The sequence below is a fragment of the Pseudoxanthomonas sp. genome (genome assembly GCF_035999195.1).
GTDB lineage: Bacteria > Pseudomonadota > Gammaproteobacteria > Xanthomonadales > Xanthomonadaceae > Pseudoxanthomonas_A.
This window is the reverse complement of the sequence record NZ_DASYGY010000009.1, coordinates 130258-153765: the sequence shown is the minus strand read 5'-3', so window position 1 is coordinate 153765 and position 23508 is coordinate 130258. Positions and strand designations below refer to the sequence as shown.

21 protein-coding genes and 1 pseudogene are annotated in these 23508 nt (G+C 62.1%); 8 read left to right on the top strand and 14 right to left on the bottom strand.

Translation table 11 applies throughout. From position 1 onward, the window contains the following. Window position 1 precedes the first annotated feature (1 nt). From VGN58_RS08020 to VGN58_RS08005, 4 genes are all read right to left on the bottom strand, one after another. Window positions 2-1273 (bottom strand): copper resistance protein B, encoded by a 1272-nt coding sequence (locus VGN58_RS08020; RefSeq protein ID WP_046934796.1) that lies wholly within the window; start codon window positions 1271-1273, stop codon window positions 2-4. Then, window positions 1270-3138, bottom strand: a complete 1869-nt coding sequence (locus VGN58_RS08015) for a copper resistance system multicopper oxidase (protein WP_046934797.1) — start codon at window positions 3136-3138, stop codon at window positions 1270-1272. Before VGN58_RS08015 ends, VGN58_RS08020 begins: the two co-directional genes overlap by 4 nt. 113 nt (window positions 3139-3251) lie before the next feature. Continuing rightward, window positions 3252-3671, bottom strand: a complete 420-nt coding sequence (gene copL, locus VGN58_RS08010; RefSeq protein ID WP_327482751.1) for a transcriptional regulator CopL — start codon at window positions 3669-3671, stop codon at window positions 3252-3254. A gap of 176 nt (window positions 3672-3847) precedes the next feature. After that, window positions 3848-4198 (bottom strand): helix-turn-helix domain-containing protein, encoded by a 351-nt coding sequence (locus VGN58_RS08005; protein WP_046934799.1) that lies wholly within the window; start codon window positions 4196-4198, stop codon window positions 3848-3850. Window positions 4199-4318: 120 nt separating this feature from the next. Between VGN58_RS08005 and VGN58_RS08000 the strand changes: the two genes are divergently transcribed. Beyond that, on the top strand, window positions 4319-5077 hold the full coding sequence (locus tag VGN58_RS08000; protein WP_228903388.1) for a hypothetical protein: 759 nt from the start codon (window positions 4319-4321) through the stop codon (window positions 5075-5077). 20 nt (window positions 5078-5097) lie between these two features. Here VGN58_RS08000 and VGN58_RS07995 read toward each other — a convergent pair whose 3' ends face one another. Further along, entirely contained in the window at window positions 5098-6150 is a 1053-nt protein-coding gene (locus VGN58_RS07995; protein WP_054668669.1) for a DNA-binding protein, read from the bottom strand. A 262-nt stretch (window positions 6151-6412) separates the two neighbouring features. Here VGN58_RS07995 and VGN58_RS07990 point away from each other — a divergent pair, with 262 nt between their 5' ends. Both VGN58_RS07990 and VGN58_RS07985 read left to right on the top strand, forming a co-directional pair. Next, window positions 6413-7990, top strand: a complete 1578-nt coding sequence (locus tag VGN58_RS07990) for an ATP-dependent nuclease (RefSeq protein ID WP_327482750.1) — start codon at window positions 6413-6415, stop codon at window positions 7988-7990. Next, window positions 7968-9056, top strand: a complete 1089-nt coding sequence (locus VGN58_RS07985) for a UvrD-helicase domain-containing protein (protein ID WP_327482749.1) — start codon at window positions 7968-7970, stop codon at window positions 9054-9056. The genes VGN58_RS07990 and VGN58_RS07985 overlap by 23 nt, the downstream gene beginning before the upstream one ends. Window positions 9057-9337: 281 nt before the next feature. Here VGN58_RS07985 and VGN58_RS07980 read toward each other — a convergent pair whose 3' ends face one another. From VGN58_RS07980 to VGN58_RS07955, 6 genes are all read right to left on the bottom strand, one after another. Continuing rightward, complete coding sequence (locus VGN58_RS07980; protein WP_046935218.1) at window positions 9338-9613, bottom strand: hypothetical protein; 276 nt, start codon at window positions 9611-9613, stop codon at window positions 9338-9340. 9 nt (window positions 9614-9622) lie between these two features. After that, a complete protein-coding gene (locus VGN58_RS07975; protein WP_046935219.1) occupies window positions 9623-12811 on the bottom strand; it encodes an efflux RND transporter permease subunit in 3189 nt (1062 codons plus the stop codon). An 8-nt stretch (window positions 12812-12819) separates the two neighbouring features. Further along, a complete protein-coding gene (locus VGN58_RS07970; protein ID WP_327482748.1) occupies window positions 12820-13770 on the bottom strand; it encodes an efflux RND transporter periplasmic adaptor subunit in 951 nt (316 codons plus the stop codon). After that, window positions 13767-15044: a TolC family protein gene (locus VGN58_RS07965; RefSeq protein ID WP_056878741.1), complete on the bottom strand. Its 1278-nt coding sequence runs from the start codon at window positions 15042-15044 to the stop codon at window positions 13767-13769. Before VGN58_RS07965 ends, VGN58_RS07970 begins: the two co-directional genes overlap by 4 nt. Window positions 15045-15456: 412 nt before the next feature. Next, window positions 15457-16074 (bottom strand): cation diffusion facilitator family transporter, encoded by a 618-nt coding sequence (locus VGN58_RS07960; RefSeq protein ID WP_046932167.1) that lies wholly within the window; start codon window positions 16072-16074, stop codon window positions 15457-15459. Further along, on the bottom strand, window positions 16071-17255 hold the full coding sequence (locus tag VGN58_RS07955; protein WP_127170488.1) for a DUF3703 domain-containing protein: 1185 nt from the start codon (window positions 17253-17255) through the stop codon (window positions 16071-16073). The genes VGN58_RS07960 and VGN58_RS07955 overlap by 4 nt, the downstream gene beginning before the upstream one ends. A 99-nt stretch (window positions 17256-17354) precedes the next feature. Between VGN58_RS07955 and VGN58_RS07950 the strand changes: the two genes are divergently transcribed. From VGN58_RS07950 to VGN58_RS18335, 4 genes and pseudogenes are all read left to right on the top strand, one after another. Further along, on the top strand, window positions 17355-17777 hold the full coding sequence (locus VGN58_RS07950; protein ID WP_046932166.1) for a MerR family transcriptional regulator: 423 nt from the start codon (window positions 17355-17357) through the stop codon (window positions 17775-17777). Beyond that, a complete protein-coding gene (locus VGN58_RS07945) occupies window positions 17774-19042 on the top strand; it encodes a site-specific integrase (protein ID WP_046932193.1) in 1269 nt (422 codons plus the stop codon). The genes VGN58_RS07950 and VGN58_RS07945 overlap by 4 nt, the downstream gene beginning before the upstream one ends. Before the next feature lie 24 nt (window positions 19043-19066). Further along, window positions 19067-20113, top strand: a pseudogene (locus VGN58_RS07940) (DUF4158 domain-containing protein); the annotation flags it as partial. After that, window positions 20085-20288 (top strand): Tn3 family transposase, encoded by a 204-nt coding sequence (locus tag VGN58_RS18335; protein ID WP_414710769.1) that lies wholly within the window; start codon window positions 20085-20087, stop codon window positions 20286-20288. The pseudogene VGN58_RS07940 and the gene VGN58_RS18335, both read left to right, overlap by 29 nt. Before the next feature lie 344 nt (window positions 20289-20632). On the opposite strand, the gene VGN58_RS07935 is transcribed toward VGN58_RS18335, so the two are convergent. Continuing rightward, window positions 20633-20959 carry a helix-turn-helix transcriptional regulator gene (locus tag VGN58_RS07935; protein WP_327482747.1) on the bottom strand — a complete coding sequence of 109 codons (327 nt, stop codon included), beginning with the start codon at window positions 20957-20959 and terminating at the stop codon, window positions 20633-20635. Window positions 20960-21056: 97 nt separating this feature from the next. On the opposite strand from VGN58_RS07935, the gene VGN58_RS07930 reads away from it, so the two are divergent. Then, window positions 21057-21806 carry a hypothetical protein gene (locus VGN58_RS07930; RefSeq protein WP_327482746.1) on the top strand — a complete coding sequence of 250 codons (750 nt, stop codon included), beginning with the start codon at window positions 21057-21059 and terminating at the stop codon, window positions 21804-21806. Here the strand turns inward: VGN58_RS07930 and VGN58_RS07925 are convergent. Then, entirely contained in the window at window positions 21803-22201 is a 399-nt protein-coding gene (locus VGN58_RS07925; protein ID WP_187572563.1) for an H-NS family nucleoid-associated regulatory protein, read from the bottom strand. The genes VGN58_RS07930 and VGN58_RS07925 overlap by 4 nt on opposite strands. Window positions 22202-22411: 210 nt before the next feature. Further along, window positions 22412-23485, bottom strand: coding sequence for a hypothetical protein (locus VGN58_RS07920; RefSeq protein ID WP_187572562.1), 1074 nt, complete (start codon window positions 23483-23485; stop codon window positions 22412-22414). Between the last annotated feature and the right edge of the window lie 23 nt (window positions 23486-23508).

The window sequence follows — 23508 nt, the reverse complement described above, 5'->3', positions numbered from 1 at the left end:
CTTAGAACCAGGTACGAAGGCCGATGACCAAGCGCGTGTCTTCAAAAGACTCGCCATGCTCGCGTCGCATGTCTGCGGTATTGCCAAACGCACGCTCGTACACCACGCCGATGTAGGGAGCGAACTTTCGGGTGAACTCATAACGAAGTCGCAGGCCCGCCTCAGCGGTACTCAGACCCGAACCTATTCCGCGCAATGGATCGTTCTTGCCATACGCCGTGACCTCCACCAGCGGCTGCAGGATCAGCCGATTGGTCAGCAGCAGTTCGTACTCGGCCTCGACATTGGCAGCAGTCTGGCCGCCTTCGCCGAGATAGGCTGTGGCGGATACTTCGAACTTCATCGGTGCCAAGCCCTGTACGCCGATAGCGGCGAAGTTCTGCGAAGCCCCCGGCTTGAAGTCATGGCGCACACCGGCCACCACATCCCACCACGTGGAGATACTGCGGCCGTAGAGCACTTCCAGATCAGCCGACTCGGTCTGACCATCTGTGCGTTCGCCTTCACTGCGGAACCAGACGCGATTGAGGTCCGTACCGATCCAACCCTGACCCTCCCAACCCAGCCCGGTGCCCGGATCGGCATCCCAGGCTTCCAGGCGATTGAGCAGTACGTAGCTCTTGATCGAATTGTCATGCACCGGATGCGCGTGTGCGGGCGCGATGGCCGCCTGACGATCAGCCTCGGTCACCGCAGGAATCGGGGTGCGCGGCTGCGTTGGTGCGACAGGCCCATGTCCCATCTGACTGTGGTCCATGCCCTCCATCGATTGCATGCCAGCTTCTGGCGTAGCGGATGCGGGCGAACCGTGGCCCATCTGCGAATGGTCCATCCCCTGCATCGCAGGCGTGGACGTGCTGGAGGCGTCGGACGCAGCGGGCTGTGCCATCTGACTGTGATCCATGCCCTGCATCGGCTGCGTCTGCGCTTTGGGCGCTGCAGGTGTACTCGCGGGCGAGCTGTGCCCCATCTGCGAGTGGTCCATGCCCTGCATGGCAGGCTCGGCTGCTTGAGCCGGCGGCGCGGCATGGCCCATCGCCGCATGATCGATAGTCGCTTCGCTGGTCTTGGCCGGTGTTGTAGGTTTGGGGGCTGGCGCAGGCTTTGATGTCGGCGCCTGATGTGCAGAGTGATCCTGAGCCTGGGTCTGCGCGCCCTGCTCCATCGGCATGGAGCCGTGCTGCATGGATTGGGCGCTGGCCGCATTGGCCAGGGCCAGCGAGATAGCCAGGGTCAGCGCAGTCAGGGTGGTATTGCGTCTATTGATGTTCATTCGTCGACCCTCACCGTGCGCATCATTCCGGCTTCCATGTGATAGAGCAGGTGGCAATGGAACGCCCAGCTGCCCAACGCATCGGCACGCACGCGATACGTACGTCGGCTGCCTGGCGGCATGTCCACCGTGTGCTTGCGCACCATGAAGTTGCCGCTATCGTCTTCCACATCGCTCCACATGCCGTGCAAATGGATCGGGTGGGTCATCATCGTGTCGTTGACCAATACGATGCGCATGCGCTCGCCGTAGTTCAGCCGTAGCGGCTCGACATCGGAAAACTTCTGACCATTGAAACCCCAGGAGAATTTCTCCATGTGTCCGGTCAGATGCAGCTCGATCTCGCGACCGGGGTCGCGTCCGTCAGGGTCTTCAAAGGTGCTCTTGAGCATGGAATACGTCAGTACATGACGGCCGTTATCGCGCAGGCCATTGCCCGGATCGTCCAAGCGCGAAGTCACGCTCATGGCTTGGTTGTCCAACAGCGGATTGTTGGTCTCGCTGGCAGGGTGTGATTGCATGCCCCCATGCTGCATGCCGGCCATGGCACCATCGCCGGCGGCAGGCATCGCGTGACCCGCATGGGCCGAGGCCTCATTGCCGCTGGCAGGTGGGGTCATGCCGGGCATGCCCATGGCTGCACCACAGCCGCCTTCCATGCCCTTGCTGCCGCCAGACATATCCATCGATCCATGATCCATGCCCATGTCTGCCATCGTCAGCAGCGGCCGGGGATCCACAGACGGAAGAGGCGCGCGTAGTCCTTCGCGCACGGCGAGCGTGCCGCTGACGTAGCCGGTGCGACCGGAGTCCTGGGCAAAGATGGTGAATGCGTCCTGCCCGGAGGGCTCCACGATCACATCGAAGGTTTCTGCTACTGCAATGCGGAACTCGTCGACCGAAACCGGATGGACGTACAAGCCATCCGCCGCGACCACGGTCATCTTCAACCCCGGAATACGCACATCGAAGTACGTCATGGCAGAGCCATTGATGAAACGCAGACGCACCTTCTCGCCACTGCGGAACAACCCGGTCCAGTTGCCCAGAGAGGTCGTGCCGTTCATCAGGTAGGTGTAGGTGTTGGCGTTGACGTCGGACAGATCCGTGGGCGTCATTCGCATCACGCCCCACATCTTGCGATCTTCCAACGTGGCCGACAGACCATTGCGCTTCACATCGCGCGCGAAATCGCCGACCGTGCGCTTGTAGTAGTTGTCATGGCCCGGCATCTTCTTCAAACGATCGAACAGGGCCGTCGGGTCCAGGTCTGTCCAATCGCTCAGCATCACGACGTAGTCGCGATCGAAGCTGAAAGGCTCTGGCTCCAGTGGATCGATCACGATCGGTCCATAAAGCCCAGCTTGTTCCTGGAAACCTGAGTGGCTGTGGTACCAGTAGGTTCCGCCCTGATGCAGGGTGAACCTATAGTGGTAGGTCTCACCACGTCCGATGCCGTCAAAGCTCAGGCCCGGCACGCCGTCCATGTTGGCCGGCAGAATGATGCCGTGCCAATGGATGGAAGTATCCGTGCCATGGAGGGAGTTGGCCGGCAATGCATTGGAGACACGCAGGTTGACCGTGGTGCCTTCCCGCCACCGCAGCAACGGCGCCGGAACGGACCCGTTGACCGTGATCGCGGTGCGGGTCTTGCCGGTGAAGTTCATCGGCGTCTCGCCGATGGTCAGGTCAAACTCGGTGCCCGACAATACGTTGGCTTGTCCGGGGCCCTTGAGCGCCCAACTGGCTTTGGGCCAGAACCCCAATCCTGCGACTGCGCCTCCCAAGGCCAAGCCTTGGACAAATCGCCGCCGCGAAGGCAGCAGCGGTCCACCATGTGGACCACGAAAATCATCATGCGACATGTAAATGCTCCAAGCGTCGTGTTGCCACCGGCAGGCGGTGGTACAGAGCGGGTGGCTGGCCTATACAGGCATGCAAGCCACACCAACGGCGCCATTGCGGCGCCTAGGGACGCTTAGCCGATCGGTGGTCGGATCAGATGACGCAAGGCAGGCGCCGGATGCCCCAAGGGCAGCGGCATGACATCCAGGCCCAAGGCCAGTTGTACCGAAACATGCAGGCGCGCAGGCAATGCGCTCGCGCACGCGTGCACGCAGGCGCACCGGCACGCAGACGACTTGCAACAGTCGGGGCCGGCATGATCGCCGTGCCCAGTGCCAGCCTTTTCAATCGATGTGGCATCGGGATGATGCTCAGCACTGTGATGGGCGACGCAGTCTTCGTCGACTTGCACCGCGGCAGCGACTTCGCTGGCCTGCTCTTCCATCACCGGATTCATACTGACCGACGCAAACGCCGACCACGCCCCGTTAAGCACGAGCATGGCGATCAGGATCAGTCGCAGTAGAAGTGAGGAGGCTGACACGGGCGACATGGTAAATCACTTTAGACAAGGCGCGCGTGTATCGGTCGTGAACAAAATCTCAGGCAGGCCTGAGATGCCGCGCCCCGTTAGTCGCGCTAGCCGCGCCCACTGGTGTTCCATCCGGGGGCGCTCCAAAGGGCCGGGTTGAAGCGAAGTGCTGCCCATAAAGCGAGCGACCGTACGGCCTACTTCTCGGATGTGCTCTCGATCAGCTTCACCAGCTCGCGCTTCTGCTGCTTGCTGAGCGAGCCCCAGCGTAGGAGCAACTTGGCCAGCAGATCATCATCGGTGTACAGCAACGCGGCGGGGATCCCCAACGCTTGAGCCAACCGCTCAGCGGTCTCCAGCTTCGGCTCGTGCTTGCCACGCTCGTACTGGTTGATTCGGGGGCTGGCCACGTGAGGATCCAGACCGGCCCGGATGCCCAACTCCTTCTGCGACAAGCCCGTGTGCAGGCGGGCTTGTTTGAGGCGTCGAGCGAAGGTCGGTGTTGAGTCGACTGACAAAGTCACGCGCGCACCCCATGGAGACCCCATAAGGATGGCGGATGTACCCTGCCTTGCATACTAAGATATTCTTAGCTTTGAGGCAACCGGCGACCCCGGTAGCGCTGCCATCGCCAGGAGCCACGCCGCTCCCTCACCCCCGGAACCCGCATGCCCGGAACCTCGTCAATGACGCCATCTGGGGTCGCCAGCATCGAGGCGTTGGGGCTTCGTGGCACCCTTTTCCTTGCCGCGCTGCTGGCCGCGCAGCTACGACGCATACCGGTGGCGCCCACACGCCGCTCCACCTTGCTGGTGCTGGACGCCTTGCGAGACTTGGCCCTGATCCAAGTTCCCTGGCCAGCGGATCGATGGCAGATCCGACCCGATGCCGAGGTCACGCCCATCGAAGATCTGCAATGGGCTTTCGCCTGGTCTACCCACGAGCGCAGGCACCTGCTCCCGGTGCTGGAAGACCAACTCGGTGATATGGCACACGATGTAGAACTGGCGGACGCAAAACTAGAGCTGTGGGATGAACTTGCACTCTGGGAGACCGAGCAGTTTCTAGAGCAGCAATTGCTCAAACATCACTTCGACCCAGGCTGGGCACGTGATGTGGGGTTCGTGTTTCAATCCGGACCGCGGGGTCTGCCGATCGCGCAGTGGCGCTATTGTTGCTGGGCGGCGGTACGCCAAGGCGCGTCGGTGGCAATGCGTCTTGGCGTGCACGACAGCGCCCATGTGCGCGAGGCCATCTTTCAAGAGGTCAAGAAGCGCTTGCGCTACCTGATGACCAGTTCGCCCCAGCAAGGCATGTTCAAGCCCTACCATCTGGCACCGGAGTCCTCAGTAGCCAAGCTGTTCGTAGACTGGGTCGTACCTATGGAATGGGCGTACTGGACTGGGGAGCGCTATCCCGGCCGCTAGCAGGCAAACGAGTAGCCTCGTTAGTCCGCTCCCCCACCCTGCGTACTGCTGCGCCGGGTTCTCTTCACCGTATTTTGTGCCGGCGTCAGTTGATTCAGCAGGGGCTCCAGCGCTTCAAGACGCGCGTTGGCACGCAACGCATCGGCTTCAGCGCTCTGGCGGCGCTCACGCTCCTGCGCAAGGGTGTCTTGGACTTGAGCTAGCTCGCTGCGCAGGGCATCCAAGGCCTTGACGTCAGTCTTCCAGCGCTCCTGCAGTGCCATGTGGTCCGTTGCGGTCTGGCGCAACGCCACGATCTCGCTGTGTTGGCCTTCGTGGACCTGCCTCAACTGGACAAGCTCACGCTCAATCCGCCCATGGCGCTCCAGCCATTGGCCATTGTCGCGGTTAAGCACCAACAGCTCCTGATTCTTCGCGCCCAAGGCTTCATTGGCCTGACGTAAGGCTACTTGCAGCTCTTGGATCTGATGCTCGTGACGGCGAAGCTCTTGCTCGCGCTGCTCTTTGGTTGAAGCGCGGTAGTGCTCGAGCGCTTCCCGGGCGTGGGCATGCTTGTCCTCCAGAGAACGCGTATGCGCCTCGTAATCAGCCAGCCGCACCGTCATGCCGGCGATGCGCTCATTCAACTGGGCGATTTCCGCGACCTTGTCGCGCAGATTCTGCTGAAGTAGGGCGTGAGCGGCTTGCTCTTGCGTCAAGCTGGTCTCAGTGCGCTGCAGCTGACTGCCCAGGGCAGCGGCTTCCTGTTGGGCGGTGGAAAGCGCTTGTTGCTGACGCTGGAGTTCGGCCCCATGGCGTTCTCGCTCCCTGGTGAGGATCGCTTCTGCCTCCTCTTGAAGTCGCGCAGCCAGGCGCGCGACCAAGTCTTGCAAGGCCTCACTCACGGCCACCGCACGTGACGGACCGCCGCCCTCCTCCTCTTCCAGTTCACGCAAGTAGCGATGGATCGTGGTCTTGGAGCCCGTGTTGCCCAGAGCCACCCGAACCGCGTCCACGGAAGGCTTCTTGCCTTGGGCCAGCAGCGCGTCACGCGCTTTCTGGACATCCCCTTTGTAGAGTCCTGCGCGCGCCATGATGCTGTTCTCCAATTATTTCGTAATGTATTACATACCATGTAATTACATACTAATAAAGAGTGCAGGCGGCCGTTCGGCGGCGGCTTTGCTCAGGCGGGATAATGTTGAATTATCCCGCGTGATCGGCCGCCAGCCGCCTCCGGGGTGTCTCACCCGTACGAAATCCGCCCCACTGGCCCGGTTTAGTATGAACGCCATGCCGGCGTGTCCGGATGGCTCCGGGCGCCGTGCTCGCGCTGCAGTCGTACAGGGATGAACCATGCCGATCGAACGAGTCGTCATCGAGAACTTCAAGGCGTTTGGCCACCTGGATTTGCCGCTCAACCCCCACATGAACCTGATCGTGGGCAACAACGAGGTCGGCAAGTCCACGCTATTGGAAGCTATTCATGCTGTCGTGACCGGCCAATTGCACGGACGAGGCATCGCCTACGAAATCACCCCCTACCTGTTCCACCAACCGGCTGTCGACGAGTATCTGGCACGTCTGCGGGATGGACAGCCTGGTTCGCCTCCGCGGATCGTGATCGAGGCTTACCTCGGACGGGATGCCACCCTGGCTTCATTGCGGGGTACCAACAACTCCCTCGGCGCTGACATGGCCGGCATTCGGCTGCTGATCGAACTCAACGAAGACTATCGCCCCGAGTTCGATGCCTATTTGCGCGAGCACCAGGGGGGCAGCTTGCCGGTGGAGTACTACACCGTCCGCTGGTATTCCTTCGCCAACAATGGCGTCACCGCCCGCGGCATCCCATTCGACTCCACGATAATCGATACCACCAGTGCCAAGACCTTTTCAGGCACGGATCGCTACATCGGCAGCATCATCGACCAGGTGCTTTCTCCGGCTCAGCGCGTGGCCTTGTCGCTGAGTTATCGCCGCATGCGGCAGAGCTTTTCCCAGGAAACGGACGTGGCGGCCATCAACACGTTCCTGGCCGAAAATGCGGGCGATGTCAGCAATAAGACGCTGACCGTGGGTGTGGACACCTCGGCGCGGTCGACGTGGGAGGCCAGTCTGTCTCCCTACCTGGACGATCTTCCTTTCACCCACGCCGGCAAAGGCGAACAGAGTGCGGTCAAAATGAAACTGGCCATGCGCGCGGCCGGTGCTGCGCACGTGCTGCTGGTAGAAGAGCCCGAGAATCATCTGTCCTTCTCCAGTATGACCCAACTGATCGACAAGATCGCAGCTCTGTCCACCGCCCAGCAAGTCATCATTGCAACGCATAGCAGCTTCGTGTTGAACAAGCTCGGCGTGGACAACGTGATCCTCTTCAGTGCACGCGGACACATAAAACTGGACCAACTGCCGACCGATACGCACGACTACTTCATGAAGCTGCCGGGTCATGACACCCTGCGGTTGATCCTGGCCAAGCAGGCGATCCTTGTCGAGGGCCCCTCGGACGAGTTGATCGTCCAGCGAGCCTTCAAGGATCACCACGGCGTGTCGCCGTTGGCCCGTGGCGTGGACGTGATCTCGGTCAACTCCCTGGCCTTCAAGCGATTTCTGCAGATCGCCCAACGCCTGGATATCCCAACCGCTGTCGTTACCGACAACGACGGCGACGTAGCCCTGCTGCAGGAACGCTACGCTGATTTCCTGAACTACATCTACTATGACTCCGATGAGGACGCACCCTCGCTGGAGCAACAATTGATCAAGGCAAATACGCTGGCGCAATTGAATCTGGTGTTGGATAAAACGTTCGCCGATGAGGCGGCGCTGTTGAAGTTCATGAAGGGCAACAAGACCGATACAGCGTTGGCCATCTTCAATAGTCCCCACTCGATCGTGTTTCCGGACTATGTCCAGCGTGCCATCGCCTAATCAGGTACTGCTCTCGGCGGCCGGTTCGGGCAAGACGACGATGTTGGTGCGCCAGTCCCTGGCGCGCCCGCAACGCCGGATCGCCATCCTGACCTACACGCTTGAGAACCTGGAAGAGATCAGGCGCGCGTTTGAACGGCAGGCTGGCGCCGTGCCGGCGCACGTGTCGCTCTACAGTTGGTACAGCTTTCTGCTGCGCGAGTGCATTCGGCCCTATCAGGCGGCGCTGTGTGCCCAGCCCCGCGTGGAGTCCATCCTCTTCGTTGAGGGCAGGACCAACAATCGTGCTCCCCGTAGTCAGGTGGCTCGTCACTATCTGGCCGGCGATCGAATATATTCCGATCGCGCCGCTGACTTTGCCGTGCGCTGCGATGAGATTACCCAAGGCCGTGTCATCGAGCGTTTGGCGGCCATGTACGACGAGCTCTACATCGATGAGGTCCAGGACTTGGCCGGCTACGACCTGGACCTGGTCGAGCGCCTGCTCTCCAGCGGCATCGAGATCACGCTGGTGGGTGATACCCGCCAGGCGACCTACGCCACCAACCATTCTCCGCGTCACCAGCAATACCGTGGTGTGGCCATGATGGGGCTTTTCCAAGCCTGGCAGGCGCGGAACTTGTGTCAGATCCAGCATCGGGTGATCAGCCACCGCTGTGCGCAGTCGCTGTGTGATCTGGCCGATGCGCTGTATCCGCAGATGCCGCGCACCGAGTCAGGAAATAGCGAGCTGACCGGGCATGAGGGCATTTATGTGGTGGCACCCACTCTGGTGCAAAAATATGTACTGCAGTTCGCGCCCACCGTCCTGCGTTACGACCGGCGGGAAGCCTGCGATGGCTATCCTGCGGTCAACTTTGGACAAGCCAAGGGACGGACATACTCCCGCGTGCTGATCTATCCCAATGGCCCCCTGGCCCAGTTCCTGCGCACCGCTGACGCCTCCCGTATCACCTCACCGGCGAAGTACTACGTGGCGTTCACGCGGGCCCGGCAAAGCGTGGCCTTTGTCCTGGCAGGCGCCTGCGCCTGGCCAGGGCACCAAGTCTATGAGTCCCGAGACTAGTCGGGTGCTGCTCCCACGCTGCCGGCGCGCCCGGTGGGCTGCACAAGGCGTTGGTGTTCGGCCTGGCCTTTGGCCTGCTGGCGCTCTCTGGCGCACTGCTATGGCGAGCACGCGCTCCTCCGTGCCCAGCCGACCCCAGGCTGGCCGCCACCTGCACGCGATTGCGACGGATCAGCGTTTGGGTTGTGGGGCGTAGCAGCGCTCAGCACGACCTTGGGAACGGTGTTTGCCTTCGGTTGGATTGGTTGAGGGTTCGGAGGGCGGCAATGCCGCCCTCCGCTTTACCTCTTTTCGATAGGCCCACGGGTCGGTTGCGCCGGTGCCGGCCCGGGATCGTTGAATGTCAGGTGTAGTTCTGTTACGCCGAACTGAGTGGCGAGAATCTGGCCCACGACGGCCTGCACTGTGGCCAGGTCCACCGCCGATGAGGCCACTGTCACCGTGGCCTGAATGCCCAGCCCGGATGCGGCAGGCATCCACCGCAGATCGTCGACCGCCTTCACCCCGGGATCGGCGAACATCGCCGCACGCACAATTTCCAGGTCAGGCTTGGGCATGATGCTGCCTCATGCGAGCGCCGTGGTCGGGAGAACGGGCCGGTCGCGCTCACGGTGTAACCACCGGTACAGCACGGGCAATACAAACAGGGTCAAGGCGGTCGAGGACAAGATGCCACCGATCACCACGGTCGCCAGGGGCCGCTGGACTTCCGAACCCGCACCGACATTGAGAGCCATCGGCAAGAAGCCCAAAGAAGCCACCAGCGCGGTCATCAGCACCGGACGCAGCCTGCCGAGCGCACCATCGCGCACGGCCTCATCCAGCGGATCGCCTTGTTCGCGCAGGCGTCGGATGAAGGCAATCATGACCAAGCCGTTCAACACCGCCACGCCCGATAGGGCGATGAAGCCCACGCCGGCGGAGATGGACAACGGAATTCCGCGCAGCGCCAGCGCGATGACGCCGCCGGTCAGCGCCAGCGGTACCCCGCTGAACACGATCGCAGCGTCCTTTGCCGACCCAAAGGCCATGAACAGCAGAGCAAATATGAGAGCCAAGGTGACCGGAACGACTACGGAAAGGCGCTGGCTGGCGGAGATCAATTGCTCGAACGTGCCTCCATAGGCCACCCAGTAGCCTTCCGGCATCTTCACTTCCTCGCCGATTTTGGTGCGCAAATCTCCCACGAAACTTCCCAGATCGCGTTCGCGCACATTGGCCGTGATGACCACGCGTCGCTTGCCGTTCTCGCGGTTCACCTGGTTCGGTCCACGCTCGACTTGGATGGTAGCGACCTCACGTAACGGCACGGTCCGAGGGCTACCGCCACGCCATGTCGCCTCACGGCTGGACTCATCGGGACTATTGTCCTCGGGCAAGGGAATCGGCAGGTCTGCCAGCACCGCCGGATCTGAGCGCAATGTTTCGGGTAGCCGGACCACGAGAGCGAAGCGACGATCGCCTTCAATGAACTGGCCCGCTACCTGACCACCGATAGCGGTGGCCACCGTCTCCTGCACATCTCCTGGATTCAATCCATACCGTGCCAGCGCTACCGGGTCTGGGGTTACCGTGAGCAACGGCAGTCCGCTCACTTGCTCAGACTTCACGTCCTCAGCACCAGGCACTTCACGCATTGCCCGCTCGATGCGGCCAGCAAGTCGTGCGAGCTGATCCAGATCATCGCCATAGACCTTGATCGCCACGTCCGAGCGGACGCCGGAGATCAGTTCGTTCGTGCGCATCTGGATGGGCTGGGTGAACTCATAGTTGCTACCGGGGATTTTCTTGGCGGCTTGCTCCAGTTCTTCGATCAACTCTGCCTTGGGCTTGCGGGGATCTGGCCACTGATCCCGCGGCTTGAGCATGAGGAACGTGTCGGCCATCGAGGGGGGCATCGGATCGGTGGCTACCTCGGCGGTACCGATCTTGGAGAAAATGTTGGCCACCTCGGGAAACTGCGCCAATCGCTTCTCCAATGTTTCCTGCATCGCCACCGATTGCTCCAGACTCGTGCCTGGAATCCGCATCGGCTGCAGCGTGATGTCGCCCTCATCCAGGCTGGGCACGAACTCCGATCCCAGCCGCGTGGCCAGGATGCCGCACGCGACCACCAGTACCGTGGCGCCGCCCAGTACGGCCAATCGACGGCGTAGCGCCCAATCCAGCAGCGGCGTGTAGCGAGCTCGTGACCAGCGCATCAGTCGGTTATCGTGCTCGGCCACGCGTCCACGCAGGAAGGTTGCAATGGCCGCTGGCACGAACGTCAGCGACAGCATCATCGCGCCGGTCAGCGCCAGGACGACGGTAATGGCCATGGGGTGGAACATCTTCCCCTCGACGCCGGAGAGGGCAAAGATCGGCAGATAGACGGCCGCGATAATGCCCAGACCGAACAGGCTCGGTCGAATGACTTCCGCCGTTGCCGAAGCCGTCAGGTCATATCGCTCTTGATCGTTGAGTTGCCTGCCCAGCGCATTCTGCGCCTCGCCGAAACGACGCAGGCAGTTCTCGATGATGATGACCGCACCATCCACGATAAGCCCGAAGTCCAACGCGCCCAGGCTCATCAGATTGCCCGATACGTTGCCTCGCACCATGCCGATGATGGTGAACAGCATGGCCAGCGGGATCACAGCTGCGGTGATCAACGACGCCCGGACATTGCCCAGTAACAGGAACAACACCACCACCACCAGAAGCGCGCCTTCGATCAGGTTCTTGGCAACGGTCCCTATGGTGCGATCTACCAACGCCGTGCGGTCATACACCGCCTTGGCGTGCACACCTTCGGGCAGACTGGCGTTGGCAGCCTCCAGCTTGGCCACAGCGGCCCGAGAAACGTCGCGACTGTTGGCGCCAAACAGCATAAAGGCCGTACCGACGACCACCTCATGCCCGTTCTGCGTGGCCGCGCCGGTGCGCAGCTCCTTGCCTTCGCCAACGGTGGCGACATCGCGCACGCGGATCGGGACGCCATCACGACGATCCAGCACGATGCTGCCGACCGCGTCCACATCCCGTAGCTGGCCCGGTACGCGCACCAGGAACTGCTGCCCGTTGCGCTCGATGTAGCCGGCTCCCACGTTCTGGTTGTTGCGCATCACCGCGCCAACAACGTCTTGGAGCGTGAATCCCAGGGCTACCAGTTGCGCTGGATCGGGAGTGATGTGGATCTGCCGTTCAAAGCCACCGATGGTGTTGACCTCGGTCACCCCAGGCGTGGTGCGCAGTTGCGGGCGGATCACCCAATCCTGCAGCGTCCGCAGGTCCGTGGCCGTGTACGGGGAGCCATCGGGCTTGCGGGCATCGGGCTCGGCTTCCACCGTGTACATGAAGATCTCACCTAGACCGGTAGAGATCGGCCCCATCTCAGGATCTAGCCCCTCAGGAAGCTGAGACGTGATTTGCTGCAGGCGCTCGGCGACCTGCTGGCGCGCGAAGTACAGGTCCGTCCCATCCTTGAAGACGACCGTCACCTGCGATAACCCATAGCGAGACAACGAGCGGCTGTAGTCCAACTGGGGCAAGCCGGCCATCGCCGTTTCAATGGGGAATGTCACCCGTTGCTCGGCTTCCAGCGGCGAGTAACCTGGCGCCTGGGTGTTGATCTGGACCTGGACGTTGGTGATGTCAGGCGTGGCGTCAATGGACAGCTGACGATAGCTCCACACGCCGAGCGCAATAAGCGCTGCGGTCAGTACCAGCATCAGCCAGCGATGGCGAATGGAAAAATGGATGAGGCGTTCGAGCATGGCGGGCCTCACTCTTCTTCTTCGACGGTGGACTTCTCGATGTCGGCCTTGACCAGGAAGCTCTGGGCCACCACCACCTGCTCACCGGCCTTCAGGCCTTCTAAGACTTCCACCCGTTCGGCGTCGCGTCGGCCTAGCTTCACCGGGCGCGTGTGATAGACCTCGCCCTGTTGCACGTACACCACGTCCCGATCTTCGGCGGTCTGCAGCGCGGTCACGGGGACTACCAGATCCGCTTCTGCGCGATCAACGGTAATGCGTGCTTTAACGGCGGAACCTGGCCGCCAGCGTCCATCGGCATTGCGCAAGCTCGCGCGTGCGATCGTGCTTTGGCTGGCCGTGGCGGTGCCGGGCAGCACGCGTTCCAAGGTCGTCTGCTCGGAAACGCTATCACTCAATCGGCTCACGGTCACCGGCACACCAGCTTCGATGTGCCCGGCGTCCCGTCCGAAGATATGCAGATCTACCCACAAGGTGGACAGATCTGCGATCTCGAACAAGGGCGCGCCTTCGGCGGCAGACGTGCCGACCGAGGCGGTCCGCGCCATCACCACGCCGCTTATGGGGGCGGTAACGGAATAGGTCGTCAGGCTCAAGTTGCTCTCCACCGTCGCGAGCACCTGTCCTGCCTTGACCTGGTCGCCCACGCCTACGCGAACGGCACGCACAGGACCGGGGAAACGTGCAGTCACCAGGGCGATGCGACCTTCGACCGGCGTAAGCAGCCCTTGGACTTCATGCTCATCGGCGATCTGGCCAGGACCCACGCGGGCGGCGCGGATGCCGGCGGACTGTGCCGTTTGGGCCTCGATCGTGGTCTGTTGGGGCCGTTCTTCGTGCTCGCCTTGTTCTTCGGCCTCATGGCCTTCTTCGGCCTCGCCACGGGCATTGGGTGCCGGGCCACTACAAGCCGTCAGGGCCAATGTCAGGGCCAGCGCGATCCAGGGGAAACGGCTCATGGGGTCAACTCTCCGGAGGTGGCGGCAGCGGCAGAGGCAACCATGGCCTGGCCGGTGAGCCGTTGGATTTCGATGAGGGCACGTTGCGCATCGAGCGCGACGTCCAGTTGTTGCTGCAGAGCTGCGGTCCTTTCGGACTGCAGCTGCGCCCATTCCAGATAGCTGATGGCCCCAGCGCGATATGCACGCTCGGCCGCTTGCTCAGCCTTGGTCAGCTTGGGCAGCACATCGTCTTGAAGACGGGCCACTTCGTCACGGGCGACGGTGTAACGGCCGTGGGCTTCGACCAGGGTGGAATACAACGCCATTCCCTGCGCCTCACGTTCGATCGAAAGCACTTCCAACTCCGCCTCAGCGGCACGAATCTCTGGTTGCGCCCGGCTTCGAGCACCCAAAGGCAGCGAGATGCCCCCCACGAGCGCGGTGTCGCTTGTGTCCTGCATCCGACGCACGCCGACTTGCCAAGCCAGATCCGACGTGCCTGCTGTGCGAGCCAGATTCAAACGTGCTTCGGCAATGCGCCGCTCGTCGACAAACTGGGCCAGCTCGGGAGAACGCTGCAGTTCTGAGGAAAGGGTTTCCAGAGAACCGATCGCCGGTAGTGCGAGCGGGTTGCCAGCGACCGGCGCCGACACGGGTTCACGCTCCCCCCAGAGGGCGGCCAGATGCTGGCGTGCAGCGCTGGCTTGCTGGGAGGCCCTTGCTTGGGCCAGCTCGGCTCTTGCCAAGGCAGCCTGTGCAGTCAACAGCACCGACTCGGGTGAGGCGCCGGCCTGCACACGTTGACGAGCAGCGGCCACGGTACGCTGGCGCTGTTGGATATCGACTTGGGCAATCTTGGCGGCCTTGTCCGCTGCAACCAATGCCAGATAGCGCCGCGCCGTTTCAGCCAACAGATCCAGCCGACGAGCTTCCCGCTGAACAGCCAGCGCATCGATGCGGCTCTGCGCCAGGGCCCTGCGCGCATCCAGTTTCCCGCCTCGCTCCAGCACCGAGCTCAGACTCACGGTGAACTCGGCGCTGTCCAAGCCTCTCGCATCTCCGGTACCCAGGGCATTCTCCACCTCGGCACCCAATGTCCAAGGCGGGCGCTGATTGGCGCCCTCGTGCTCGGCCGCCAGTACCGCGGTACGTGCCTGCACCAGGCGCAGGTCTGGATGGGCTTGGGCAACGCGGTCGAATGCGTCGTCCAATGTCATGGGGTCGACCGCCCAGGCAGGTATCCCTGCACCCAGCAGCAACCAAGCGGCCAGCGCCGCACGTCGCACTTGCATAGCAACACTCCAGAAGTTCAGACCAAGGGTTAAGGACTGGCCTACGCCAGCGCTTGGCCCGCAATAGGCGGTCGGAACGGATCGACCAATGGCCCTGTGGGCACCGTCTCCACCGCGTGTGGCTCTACGGCCTGCTGCTGCGGAGCAGGAGGTGGCGCCCAAGTCATCGCCGGAGCGGCGACTGCGTGCGCGCAGCAATGCGCGAGTTGATGCAACTGATGGAGCGATTTGCCCAAGGCGCTCTCATCAGCGGCCGCGTGGGACGTCATCAGCACTGCGTGAGCGCCGGACCACGTATGGGCTGCCTCGTGCATTTCGCCCACCGCCGTAAGCACCGGGTGCCATATGGCACCCAGTGCCAGGCTCAGCGCCAGCAGCCAGCGGAACGCGGGCAGAGCTCGCACACGCATCTTCACGCGGTCGGCTTGCCCACTTGCGTGCTGGCCCGACGTGCGTCACGCAGGATCTCGATGGCTTCCTTGATCACGTACAAACCGATAAGGGTGCCAATCACATAGTCGGGATAGGGATTGGCCAGCCACCACACCAGTACGCCCGCAAGAATGACGCCGATGTTGGCCACCACGTCGGCTCGGGTAAACAGCCACGTTGCTCGCAGATGGACCTCCCCGGACTTCAGCGGCGAGAGCATGCGCAACACGATGACGTTGACTACAAGCGATAGCAGCGCGGTGCCGATCATCCATCCGCTGAGTGGTTCGGCGCCCTGTAGTACCCGTCGTCCGACCTCCACCAGCACGCCAATACCCAGCACCAGCAGAATGCTGCCACTGAGCCAAGCGGCATTGGCCTTGAAGCGGGCCGTGCGTCCGATGGCCACCAATCCAATGGCGTACGCGGTGGCATCAGACAGCATATCCAGCGCGTCAGCCAGCAGACCTGTGGAATGGGCAATCCAGCCGGCGATGCCACCAATGACGGCCATGGCCGCGTTGAGGACCAAGGCAATCCACAGTACACGTCGCTCCTGGGCGTTCTTGGCCTCGTGATGGCAGCCACAGTCACTCATCGGGTGTTCTCCATGTAATTACGCAGTTCTGAAGGAATCGGCATCGTGCGCAAGGCGTTTACCCGAGCGCCACCGGTATTGCCTTTAGGCATCCACACCCATGTCAGAGTCGCAGCGGCCATCAGGCGCAGCAGTTGTCCAGCCATTTCGCGCATGTCGTGGGCTTGCCACGCCCATCTTGCGAACGCCCAATGACTACGCACGTGCAAGCGCGTGCGGTGCTGCGAGAGCACGTGGGCCAATTCGTACCGTTTGTAGGCCGTCGTGAGATCGCCTTGTTGTAGCGCTTGATCGCCTTGCCAAAGATATTGCGCAAAGGCCGTATCCCGTTGATCTGGAGCCTCGTTAAACGGCCAGCACATCTGCGCCCAATAGCTGGCAGGCATCGTTTCCTCGCGCAACCCGACCTCGCCGGCGCGCAGCGTTTCAGGGCGATCAAGGAAGGTGCCGCACAGACGATCCCAGATCATGAAGAACTCGCCGAAGTTGACCTGGGCATCTTCATAGTCACGCTTGTGATGCCACCGATGTACTTCGGCCACGCCTAGCCAGCGACGTAGCGGGCCAACGCGGTAGTCCAAGTTGGCGTGTTGGAAAGCCAGTTGAACACTCATCAGTGTCAGCCACGCACTGATCACCAGCGGCGGCGCACCCAAGGCGACAGTCAACCCCAAGCCCGGGCCGGCCATCAGCAGTGCACTCAACGGGTGACGACGTTCTCCATTGAGCCAATACAAGCGCTCAGCGCTGTGGTGGATAGCGTGCAGTTTCCATGCCCATCGCACCCGATGACTGAAGCGGTGCATGGCATACAGGCCCAAGTCGATCACCAGCCCCGCCAGCAGCATCTGCCCGATCAGGGGCCACTGGGTCGGCCATAGGCTGCCGGCGGGCAGCAGGCCGCGAAAGGCATGCAATCCATAGGCGGTGCCGGCCAGCAGGCCAAAGTTGACGGCGCCATGCATCAAGTCGGCTTTGAGGTCGCCTTGGCTATGGCGCCATGACGGCTCGTAGGGCTGCAGCCACTCCAGCAGCGCCACCATGGCAATGCCCGCGGTCGCCAGGATCGCCAAGGTTGGCCAAGCCGGCAGGCCATCGGCCAATACTGCGGCCGTGCCGGCCAGAACCGCGCCCATCAGGGCGGGATACGCGGCATACCGGATCAGGCGTGAGCGCAACATGGAGAGCTCCGGACACGGGTAGAGGCGCGCGGGCGGGAGGCTGGCGGCTGGACAGGGGGCAAGGTAAAGTCCGTAGCTACTACAGAGTCAAGTCGCCACATGAAGATCAGTCAGGCCGCCGAGGCCAGTGGGTGCCATCTGGAAACCATCCGCTATTACGAGCGGATCGGCCTGTTACCCCAACCTGGTCGCACCGGCAGCGGGTATCGCGTTTACGAGCCTGCCGATATCGAGCGTTTGCGCTTCATTACCCGCGGCCGGGATCTGGGTTTCAGTCTGGAAGAGATCCGCAGCCTGCTGCAGTTGTCCGGGGACGACCAGATGTCCTGCATGGACGTAGATCGGCTGGCACGCAGTCATTTGGCTGATATCCAGGCCCGGATGGAGGATCTGCGCAGGATGGCCCGGGAACTGGAGCGGGTGATCGCCAGTTGCCATGGCGGACAACGTGCCGAGTGCACGATCCTCTCTACGCTGCGACAACCGGCCGGTTGCGCGTCGGCGGAGTGCTGCCAGGCGTGAGCGATGTGGACCGCTACCTCGAAGCGGCCACGCGTCAGAACACGCAGCGCAGCTATGCCTCGGCGCTGCGCCACTTCGAGGTCGAATGGGGTGGCCATCTGCCGGCGACGCCCGATAGCGTGGCCCGCTATCTGGCCGAGCAGGCCCCCAAGGCAGCAATCAACACGCTGAAGCAACGACTGGCAGCACTGGCGCATTGGCACGCCGAGCACGGGTTCGTCGATCCCACGCGTACGCCGCTGGTACGCAAGGTCCTCAAGGGCATTCAGACGCTACACCCCCGAATCGAAAAGCAGGCCACGCCGTTGCAGCTGGCCCAGCTGACCCAAGTAGTCGGGTGGCTGGACCAAGCCACGCTGGCGGCCCAGGAGCGCGCCGACCACGCGTATGCCTTGCGTGCCATGCGCGACAAGGCGCTGGTGTTACTGGGCTTTTGGCGAGGATTCCGCGGCGATGAGTTGATCCGGCTGCAGATTGAGTACTTGGAACTGGTACCCGAGCAGGGAATGATCTGCTTCCTGCCGCGCAGCAAGGGCGACAGACAGTCGGCAGGCAATACGTACAAGGTGCCCGCTCTGTCGCGCTTGTGCGCGGTCAGTGCCACGCAGGCCTGGGTGCAGGCAGCCGCGCTAACTCAAGGCCCGCTGTTCCGGCGTGTCGATCAATGGGGCAACGTCGGCAGCCAAGGGTTGCATCCGAACAGCCTGATCCCCTTGCTGCGCGACCTGTTTCAGTCCGCAGGTCTGGAGGCCGTGGGAGGCTACAGCAGCCATTCCCTTCGCCGGGGCTTTGCGGGCTGGGCCAATGACAACGGCTGGGACGTGAAAGCCCTGATGGAGTACGTCGGATGGCGAGACGTGCACTCGGCCATGCGTTACATCCAGGGCCGCGATCCGTTCGCCCGCCAACGCGTTGAAGCCGGCCTCCAGGCCGCGCCGCCCCCCGCGCTCGCCTCGGCGGCGCTGCCAGCGCCGGCCGCGACCGTGAGCCTGACGCTGCGCCTGCTAGTGAGCCCGTTTACGCCCCGAGGCAGGGGCGCTGGCCGCGCTCGGGCACGCATTGAGGCGATGTGCCTATCCCCGTTTCAAGCCCATCGGCTTGATGCCGAGGGAAGCGAGTACCGACTCACGATGCCGGTGGTCGACGCCGCGGACATGGACGAGAGGATGGCCATGCTGCTGGATGAGATGCATCGCGTTGCCGATAACCACCACTGCTTTCTGGAAGCCTCCGTGCGCGCCGAGGACGGGCGTCACTGGGATTGACCTCAACCCTGACCAGGGCACTGCATGGCGACGCTGCACGAGACCGCGTATCCGCGCCTGAAACCTGATCCCACGGCCAAGGAACTGGACGAGATTTACACGCCCAGCGGCGGCGAAGTGCGCCTCGCACGTAGCATGGCGACCCAGCCAACCACTCAGTTGGCTGTGCTCATTCACCTGAAGATGTTCCAGCGGCTGGGCTACTTCGTGATCCTAGCCGATGTCCCAGAACGGATTCGGCAACATATTGCCCAGGCAGCCGGGCTGCGCCGGGCGCTATCCATCCGAGACTTGAATCGCTACGACGTCTCCGGCGCTAAACGCGCCCATATGGCGCGCCTGCGAAAGTTCCTGCGCGTTCGTCCGCTGGATGTCAGCGGGAGGGAATGGCTGGCAACGGTGGCCCAGGCCGCCGCTCAAACCAAGCATGTCATCGCCGACATCATCAACGTGCTGCTGGAGGAGCTGGTTCACCATCGCTTTGAGCTGCCGGGCTTCAGTACGCTGGAGAAGATTGCGGTTCAGGCCCGCGAGCAGGTGCATGAGCAGTATTACCGCAGCATCAATGAGGCCTTGACCGCGCCAGCCAAGAGCTTGATCAAGGAACTGTTGGCCGCACCGGCCAATGCCACATATACCGGCTGGAATGCGCTAAAGCGCGAGCCCAAACGGCCCACCAATAAGGAAGTGCGCTTTTATCTGCAACATATCCAACGCCTGCAACATCTGGCCCAGCAGTTGCCGGCCGTGGATATTCCGGTTCCGAAGCTGAAGCAGTTCCGCGCCATGGCGCGTGCGCTCGATGCCAGCGAACTGGCCGAACTCAAGCCGGCCAAGCGCTATGCCTTGGCGACGATCTTCATTCGGTCCCAGCACGCCAAGACATGGGACGATGCGGCCGACCTGTACATCCGGCTGATGCAGAACCTGGAGAACACGGCCCAGCAAAGACTGTTGGCCTACCAAGTAGAGCACGGCAAGCGTGCTGATACGCTTATCGCGCAGCTCAAGGAGATCCTGCATCCTGCACAACGTAGACCAGATGACACGCACGTTGGCCAGCCTGCAGGAGGAGGGGATGGAGTTGAATCCCGAGGTTCTGGGCGGCTTGTCGCCGTATCGGACCAGCCACATCAATCGGTTCGGAGACTACACGCTCGACCTGGAACGTAAGGTCGCGCCTCTCCAATTCACCGAGATCGTTTTGGAGCCCCACTGGACGCAGATCGCCGAGCCGAGAGGGTAGCGGACTCTGTCTATTCAGTTTCGACGCGAAGTGCTAATAGGCCACTTCGTGGCCTCAGCGGCGTATGAAGAAGAAAAGCACGCAACATCAAAAACTTAAAGCGGATTCGGCTGTATTTCTCACGAATCCCTGCCGACCCTCATACTTTTCCTACCCGCGATAACGATCCCTAATCGTTCAATCCGATTCATTGCCCAGAATCTCGGAGGTTATTCCGAACTGGTCTTTTCGCCATCAGCAGATGACGACCCCATGTCAGGGCTCGGTAGGGTGAATGAGCACGCTGGCGGAGTCAGTGCCCGACGGGACACCTCCCCAAGGCTATCGCCCATGCGATTGTCCCTCTACTTTCCGGGCGTGGCCTCGACCAGCTTGACCAGCTCGCGCTTCTGCTGCTTGGTCAGTGATCCCCACCGAAGCAGCAGCTTGGCCAGCAGATCGTCATCGGTATAGAGTAAGGCGGCCGGAACGCCCAAGGCCTCGGCCAGCTGCTTGGCCGTGGCCGAGCGCGGCTCATGGACGCCACGCTCATACTGGTTGATGCGGGTGCTCGCCACGTCGGGCTCCATACCAGCCAAAACACCCAGCTGAGCCTGCGTCAGGCCTCGTCCCAGGCGCGCCTGTTTCAGGCGCCTGGCGAAATTCGATCGCTTGTCAGCTGATTCGGACACACAGGCCTCGGGTCGCATCCAGATGAAAAGGATGGCCGAAGTGCCTGCCGCTGGATACTAAGTTAATCTTAGTATCCCTGCAATGCGGCCGGCTTCGATGACGCCTCACACGCTGGATGACCTGGGATTGCCTGGTGCCGTGTACCTGTGGGCCCTGCTTCAAGCTCACCAGCAGCGTTTGGCGATTGCGCCCACGACAGAGCTGGCCATGGAAGCCCTGCAGGTCCTGGCTTCCCATCAGATCCTGGCCCTGCCGGGGGAGGCATCAGTTTCGATGCTAGGAGCGCGGCAGACGCCGCTGGAGGGCATTCCATGGAAGTGGACCTGGAGTTCCTACCAGGCCGAGAGCGCCTTGCCGGCGATCGAGGATTTTCTGGCCTCGGTACCTTGCGACGAACTGGTCCTGACCCTAGGTGCGGAGTTGTGGCAACGCCTAGTGTGCGATGAGGCCCAAGCGTTCTACGCCGAGCAGTTAGTCCGCTGCCAATTCGACCTTCACTGGCAGCAGGACATGGCCTTTGCCCAGCGCCTGTCGCGCCTGTCGCTAAGCGCCGCGCAATGGCGATACTGCGCGTGGGCGGCGGTCCGCCAAGGCGCCGCGTTGGCGCGCCAAGGCACCCTGCCCGCCTCCCGGGTACGCGAAGGCATGTATGGCGAGATCCTGCGACGTGCCGCGGCAGTGGCGGCCGGTCGTTACGGCCGCTGTGGCTTCACCCCATCTTCGGTGCGGCCGCCGACGGCGCTGGCGCAAGGCTTTGCGTGTCAGTGGTTCAATCTCGGACCCACCTACTGGACCGCCCTGCCAAGTACCGAGGCCCTGCACCCTGCACTTATGACGTCTGGCTAGGCGCCCGGATACTTGGGGAACTTCTCGTTGGGATGCTTGGCCTTCCATTCCTTGTAGGCCGCGGTGCCCTCCCAGGCGGTAAAGGAGCGTGGCGGGCGCCCGCGGCCGCTCCACGTCTCCTGCGTGTGTGGCAACCAGTACTTGGGCGCCACCCCCTGATTGCCGGTGGACTTTTTGACCCGAGCGGCGTTGCTAGCCCCGACCGCTGCCACTATCTCTGCCTTTTGCTTGGCGCTGAAATGCGCGTTGTACTGGCCCACCAGATTCATAACCTCGGCAAAAGCATCAGCCGCCTGTTGTTGGCGCAGTTGGACTTCCTGCCGTTCCAGGTTGCGAAGTTCTTCTTCCAGCTTGGCTTTGGCCGTGGCGATGGAGTCCAGGGTGGGCTTACTCATGCGGTGTGGTGACCTTTGGAAAAGAAAGCAGCGGGAAATGGAGTGTAAACACCCTGCTGTGAGTGTGCTTGATGCCCGCTTGGATCGATCGCATCACTACCGAGAAGCGGACTCCTGGTCCGGCTGAACTGCGTGACCATATTGCCGCGCGAAATCACGACGCTCGCGCTCAGCAAGCTCTCCTAGTGCAGTATCGCAGGTACGACGCTCCTATGAAACAGCCATATCGCGCAGACGCCGCGATCGAAACGCAGCGCTGGCTTCACCGCCACATACTCTCAGGCGCACCGCTCTAGGCGGCACACTCACGGCAGGGCCCTGCCCCAATACAGCCAGCGCGCAGGTCCGATAGATTCGACAGCGCCTAGCGTACAAGTGAGCCTCCGGATTGCTGGCCCCTTCGCGGACGCCATAGTGGGGACCGAGCCCAAGGCGCATATCCCAGCCCAAACTTCCCTCAAACAACGCGTAGCAAGACGAGGAATCGCCATGGTGGACAGGCTCGACGGTTCCACTGTCCTCGTAGAGCCAGCGGACCTCATCAAATGCCTCGGCGCTCTCCAATAACTGCTGGGGGTCAGGATTTAACGTCAGGTCCCTGCCGCTGCAAAGCGGGAAAACAAACTCGAAGAAGAAGGCCATCAACGTGTAGCGGATGCAGTGCAGCTCTTTCGATGCCAGCACCATCAGCAGGATGGAGTGAAGATACTCCCCGATGCTCAGGTAATTATCCTCATCTCCGGCATGCAGAGCCTCCCTAAGCACCCAGACGGCCGCCACCAACGCTTCCAAGCCGCTGGCTCGCTCACATAGGCGATCGAGCGAGTCATCCCAAGATCGGGCGATGACGACTCGACCTTGTTCGAGGACAAACATGCAGTCGCGTATCGGATAAGGCAGCGAATCCAGCATCGCCACATCCATATGCCTCGGCCGCTTGCAATCGAGCATCCACCATAACCGCGAATTCAGCACTGCAGCGCTTCCGGGCACATGAACCTCAATCTTGCTGAGAGTGAGAGCACTTGGAACATGTTGTCCCTGCGCATACTTCGCCCAGAGGTTCTGGTGATGCGCTCCCTCCTTCACATAGGTTTCGGGCTGAAGCAGTCTTCCTACCGCATAGGGTGTAAGCGGTGCATCGCCAGGCAAATTGGCGCGTAAAAACTCAAACCATGCACTGACCCGTAGTACACCGATTACCTGCTCCATCAAGTAGGCACTATTTCCGGCATCAATCCGCCTGTAGATTTGCGCAATGCGCTTGGACTCGTACTCGGACATCAGTAGGCCGCCCAGTGGCTTAT

Bases quoted from the DNA above. Each gene is read 5' to 3' on its own strand.
- VGN58_RS08005 (WP_046934799.1), bottom strand. From the start codon at position 4,198: ATGGGGTCTCCATGGGGTGCGCGCGTGACTTTGTCAGTCGACTCAACA.
- VGN58_RS07990 (WP_327482750.1), top strand. From the start codon at position 6,413: ATGCCGATCGAACGAGTCGTCATCGAGAACTTCAAGGCGTTTGGCCAC.
- VGN58_RS07980 (WP_046935218.1), bottom strand. From the start codon at position 9,613: ATGCCCAAGCCTGACCTGGAAATTGTGCGTGCGGCGATGTTCGCCGAT.
- VGN58_RS08000 (WP_228903388.1), top strand. From the start codon at position 4,319: ATGCCCGGAACCTCGTCAATGACGCCATCTGGGGTCGCCAGCATCGAG.
- VGN58_RS07965 (WP_056878741.1), bottom strand. From the start codon at position 15,044: ATGCAAGTGCGACGTGCGGCGCTGGCCGCTTGGTTGCTGCTGGGTGCA.
- VGN58_RS07985 (WP_327482749.1), top strand. From the start codon at position 7,968: ATGTCCAGCGTGCCATCGCCTAATCAGGTACTGCTCTCGGCGGCCGGT.
- VGN58_RS07975 (WP_046935219.1), bottom strand. From the start codon at position 12,811: ATGCTCGAACGCCTCATCCATTTTTCCATTCGCCATCGCTGGCTGATG.
- VGN58_RS07920 (WP_187572562.1), bottom strand. From the start codon at position 23,485: ATGTCCGAGTACGAGTCCAAGCGCATTGCGCAAATCTACAGGCGGATT.
- VGN58_RS18335 (WP_414710769.1), top strand. From the start codon at position 20,085: ATGACACGCACGTTGGCCAGCCTGCAGGAGGAGGGGATGGAGTTGAAT.
- VGN58_RS07995 (WP_054668669.1), bottom strand. From the start codon at position 6,150: ATGGCGCGCGCAGGACTCTACAAAGGGGATGTCCAGAAAGCGCGTGAC.
- VGN58_RS08020 (WP_046934796.1), bottom strand. From the start codon at position 1,273: ATGAACATCAATAGACGCAATACCACCCTGACTGCGCTGACCCTGGCT.
- VGN58_RS08015 (WP_046934797.1), bottom strand. From the start codon at position 3,138: ATGTCGCATGATGATTTTCGTGGTCCACATGGTGGACCGCTGCTGCCT.
- VGN58_RS07970 (WP_327482748.1), bottom strand. From the start codon at position 13,770: ATGAGCCGTTTCCCCTGGATCGCGCTGGCCCTGACATTGGCCCTGACG.
- VGN58_RS07960 (WP_046932167.1), bottom strand. From the start codon at position 16,074: ATGAGTGACTGTGGCTGCCATCACGAGGCCAAGAACGCCCAGGAGCGA.
- VGN58_RS07930 (WP_327482746.1), top strand. From the start codon at position 21,057: ATGACGCCTCACACGCTGGATGACCTGGGATTGCCTGGTGCCGTGTAC.
- VGN58_RS07950 (WP_046932166.1), top strand. From the start codon at position 17,355: ATGAAGATCAGTCAGGCCGCCGAGGCCAGTGGGTGCCATCTGGAAACC.
- VGN58_RS07955 (WP_127170488.1), bottom strand. From the start codon at position 17,255: ATGTTGCGCTCACGCCTGATCCGGTATGCCGCGTATCCCGCCCTGATG.
- copL (WP_327482751.1), bottom strand. From the start codon at position 3,671: ATGTCGCCCGTGTCAGCCTCCTCACTTCTACTGCGACTGATCCTGATC.
- VGN58_RS07925 (WP_187572563.1), bottom strand. From the start codon at position 22,201: ATGAGTAAGCCCACCCTGGACTCCATCGCCACGGCCAAAGCCAAGCTG.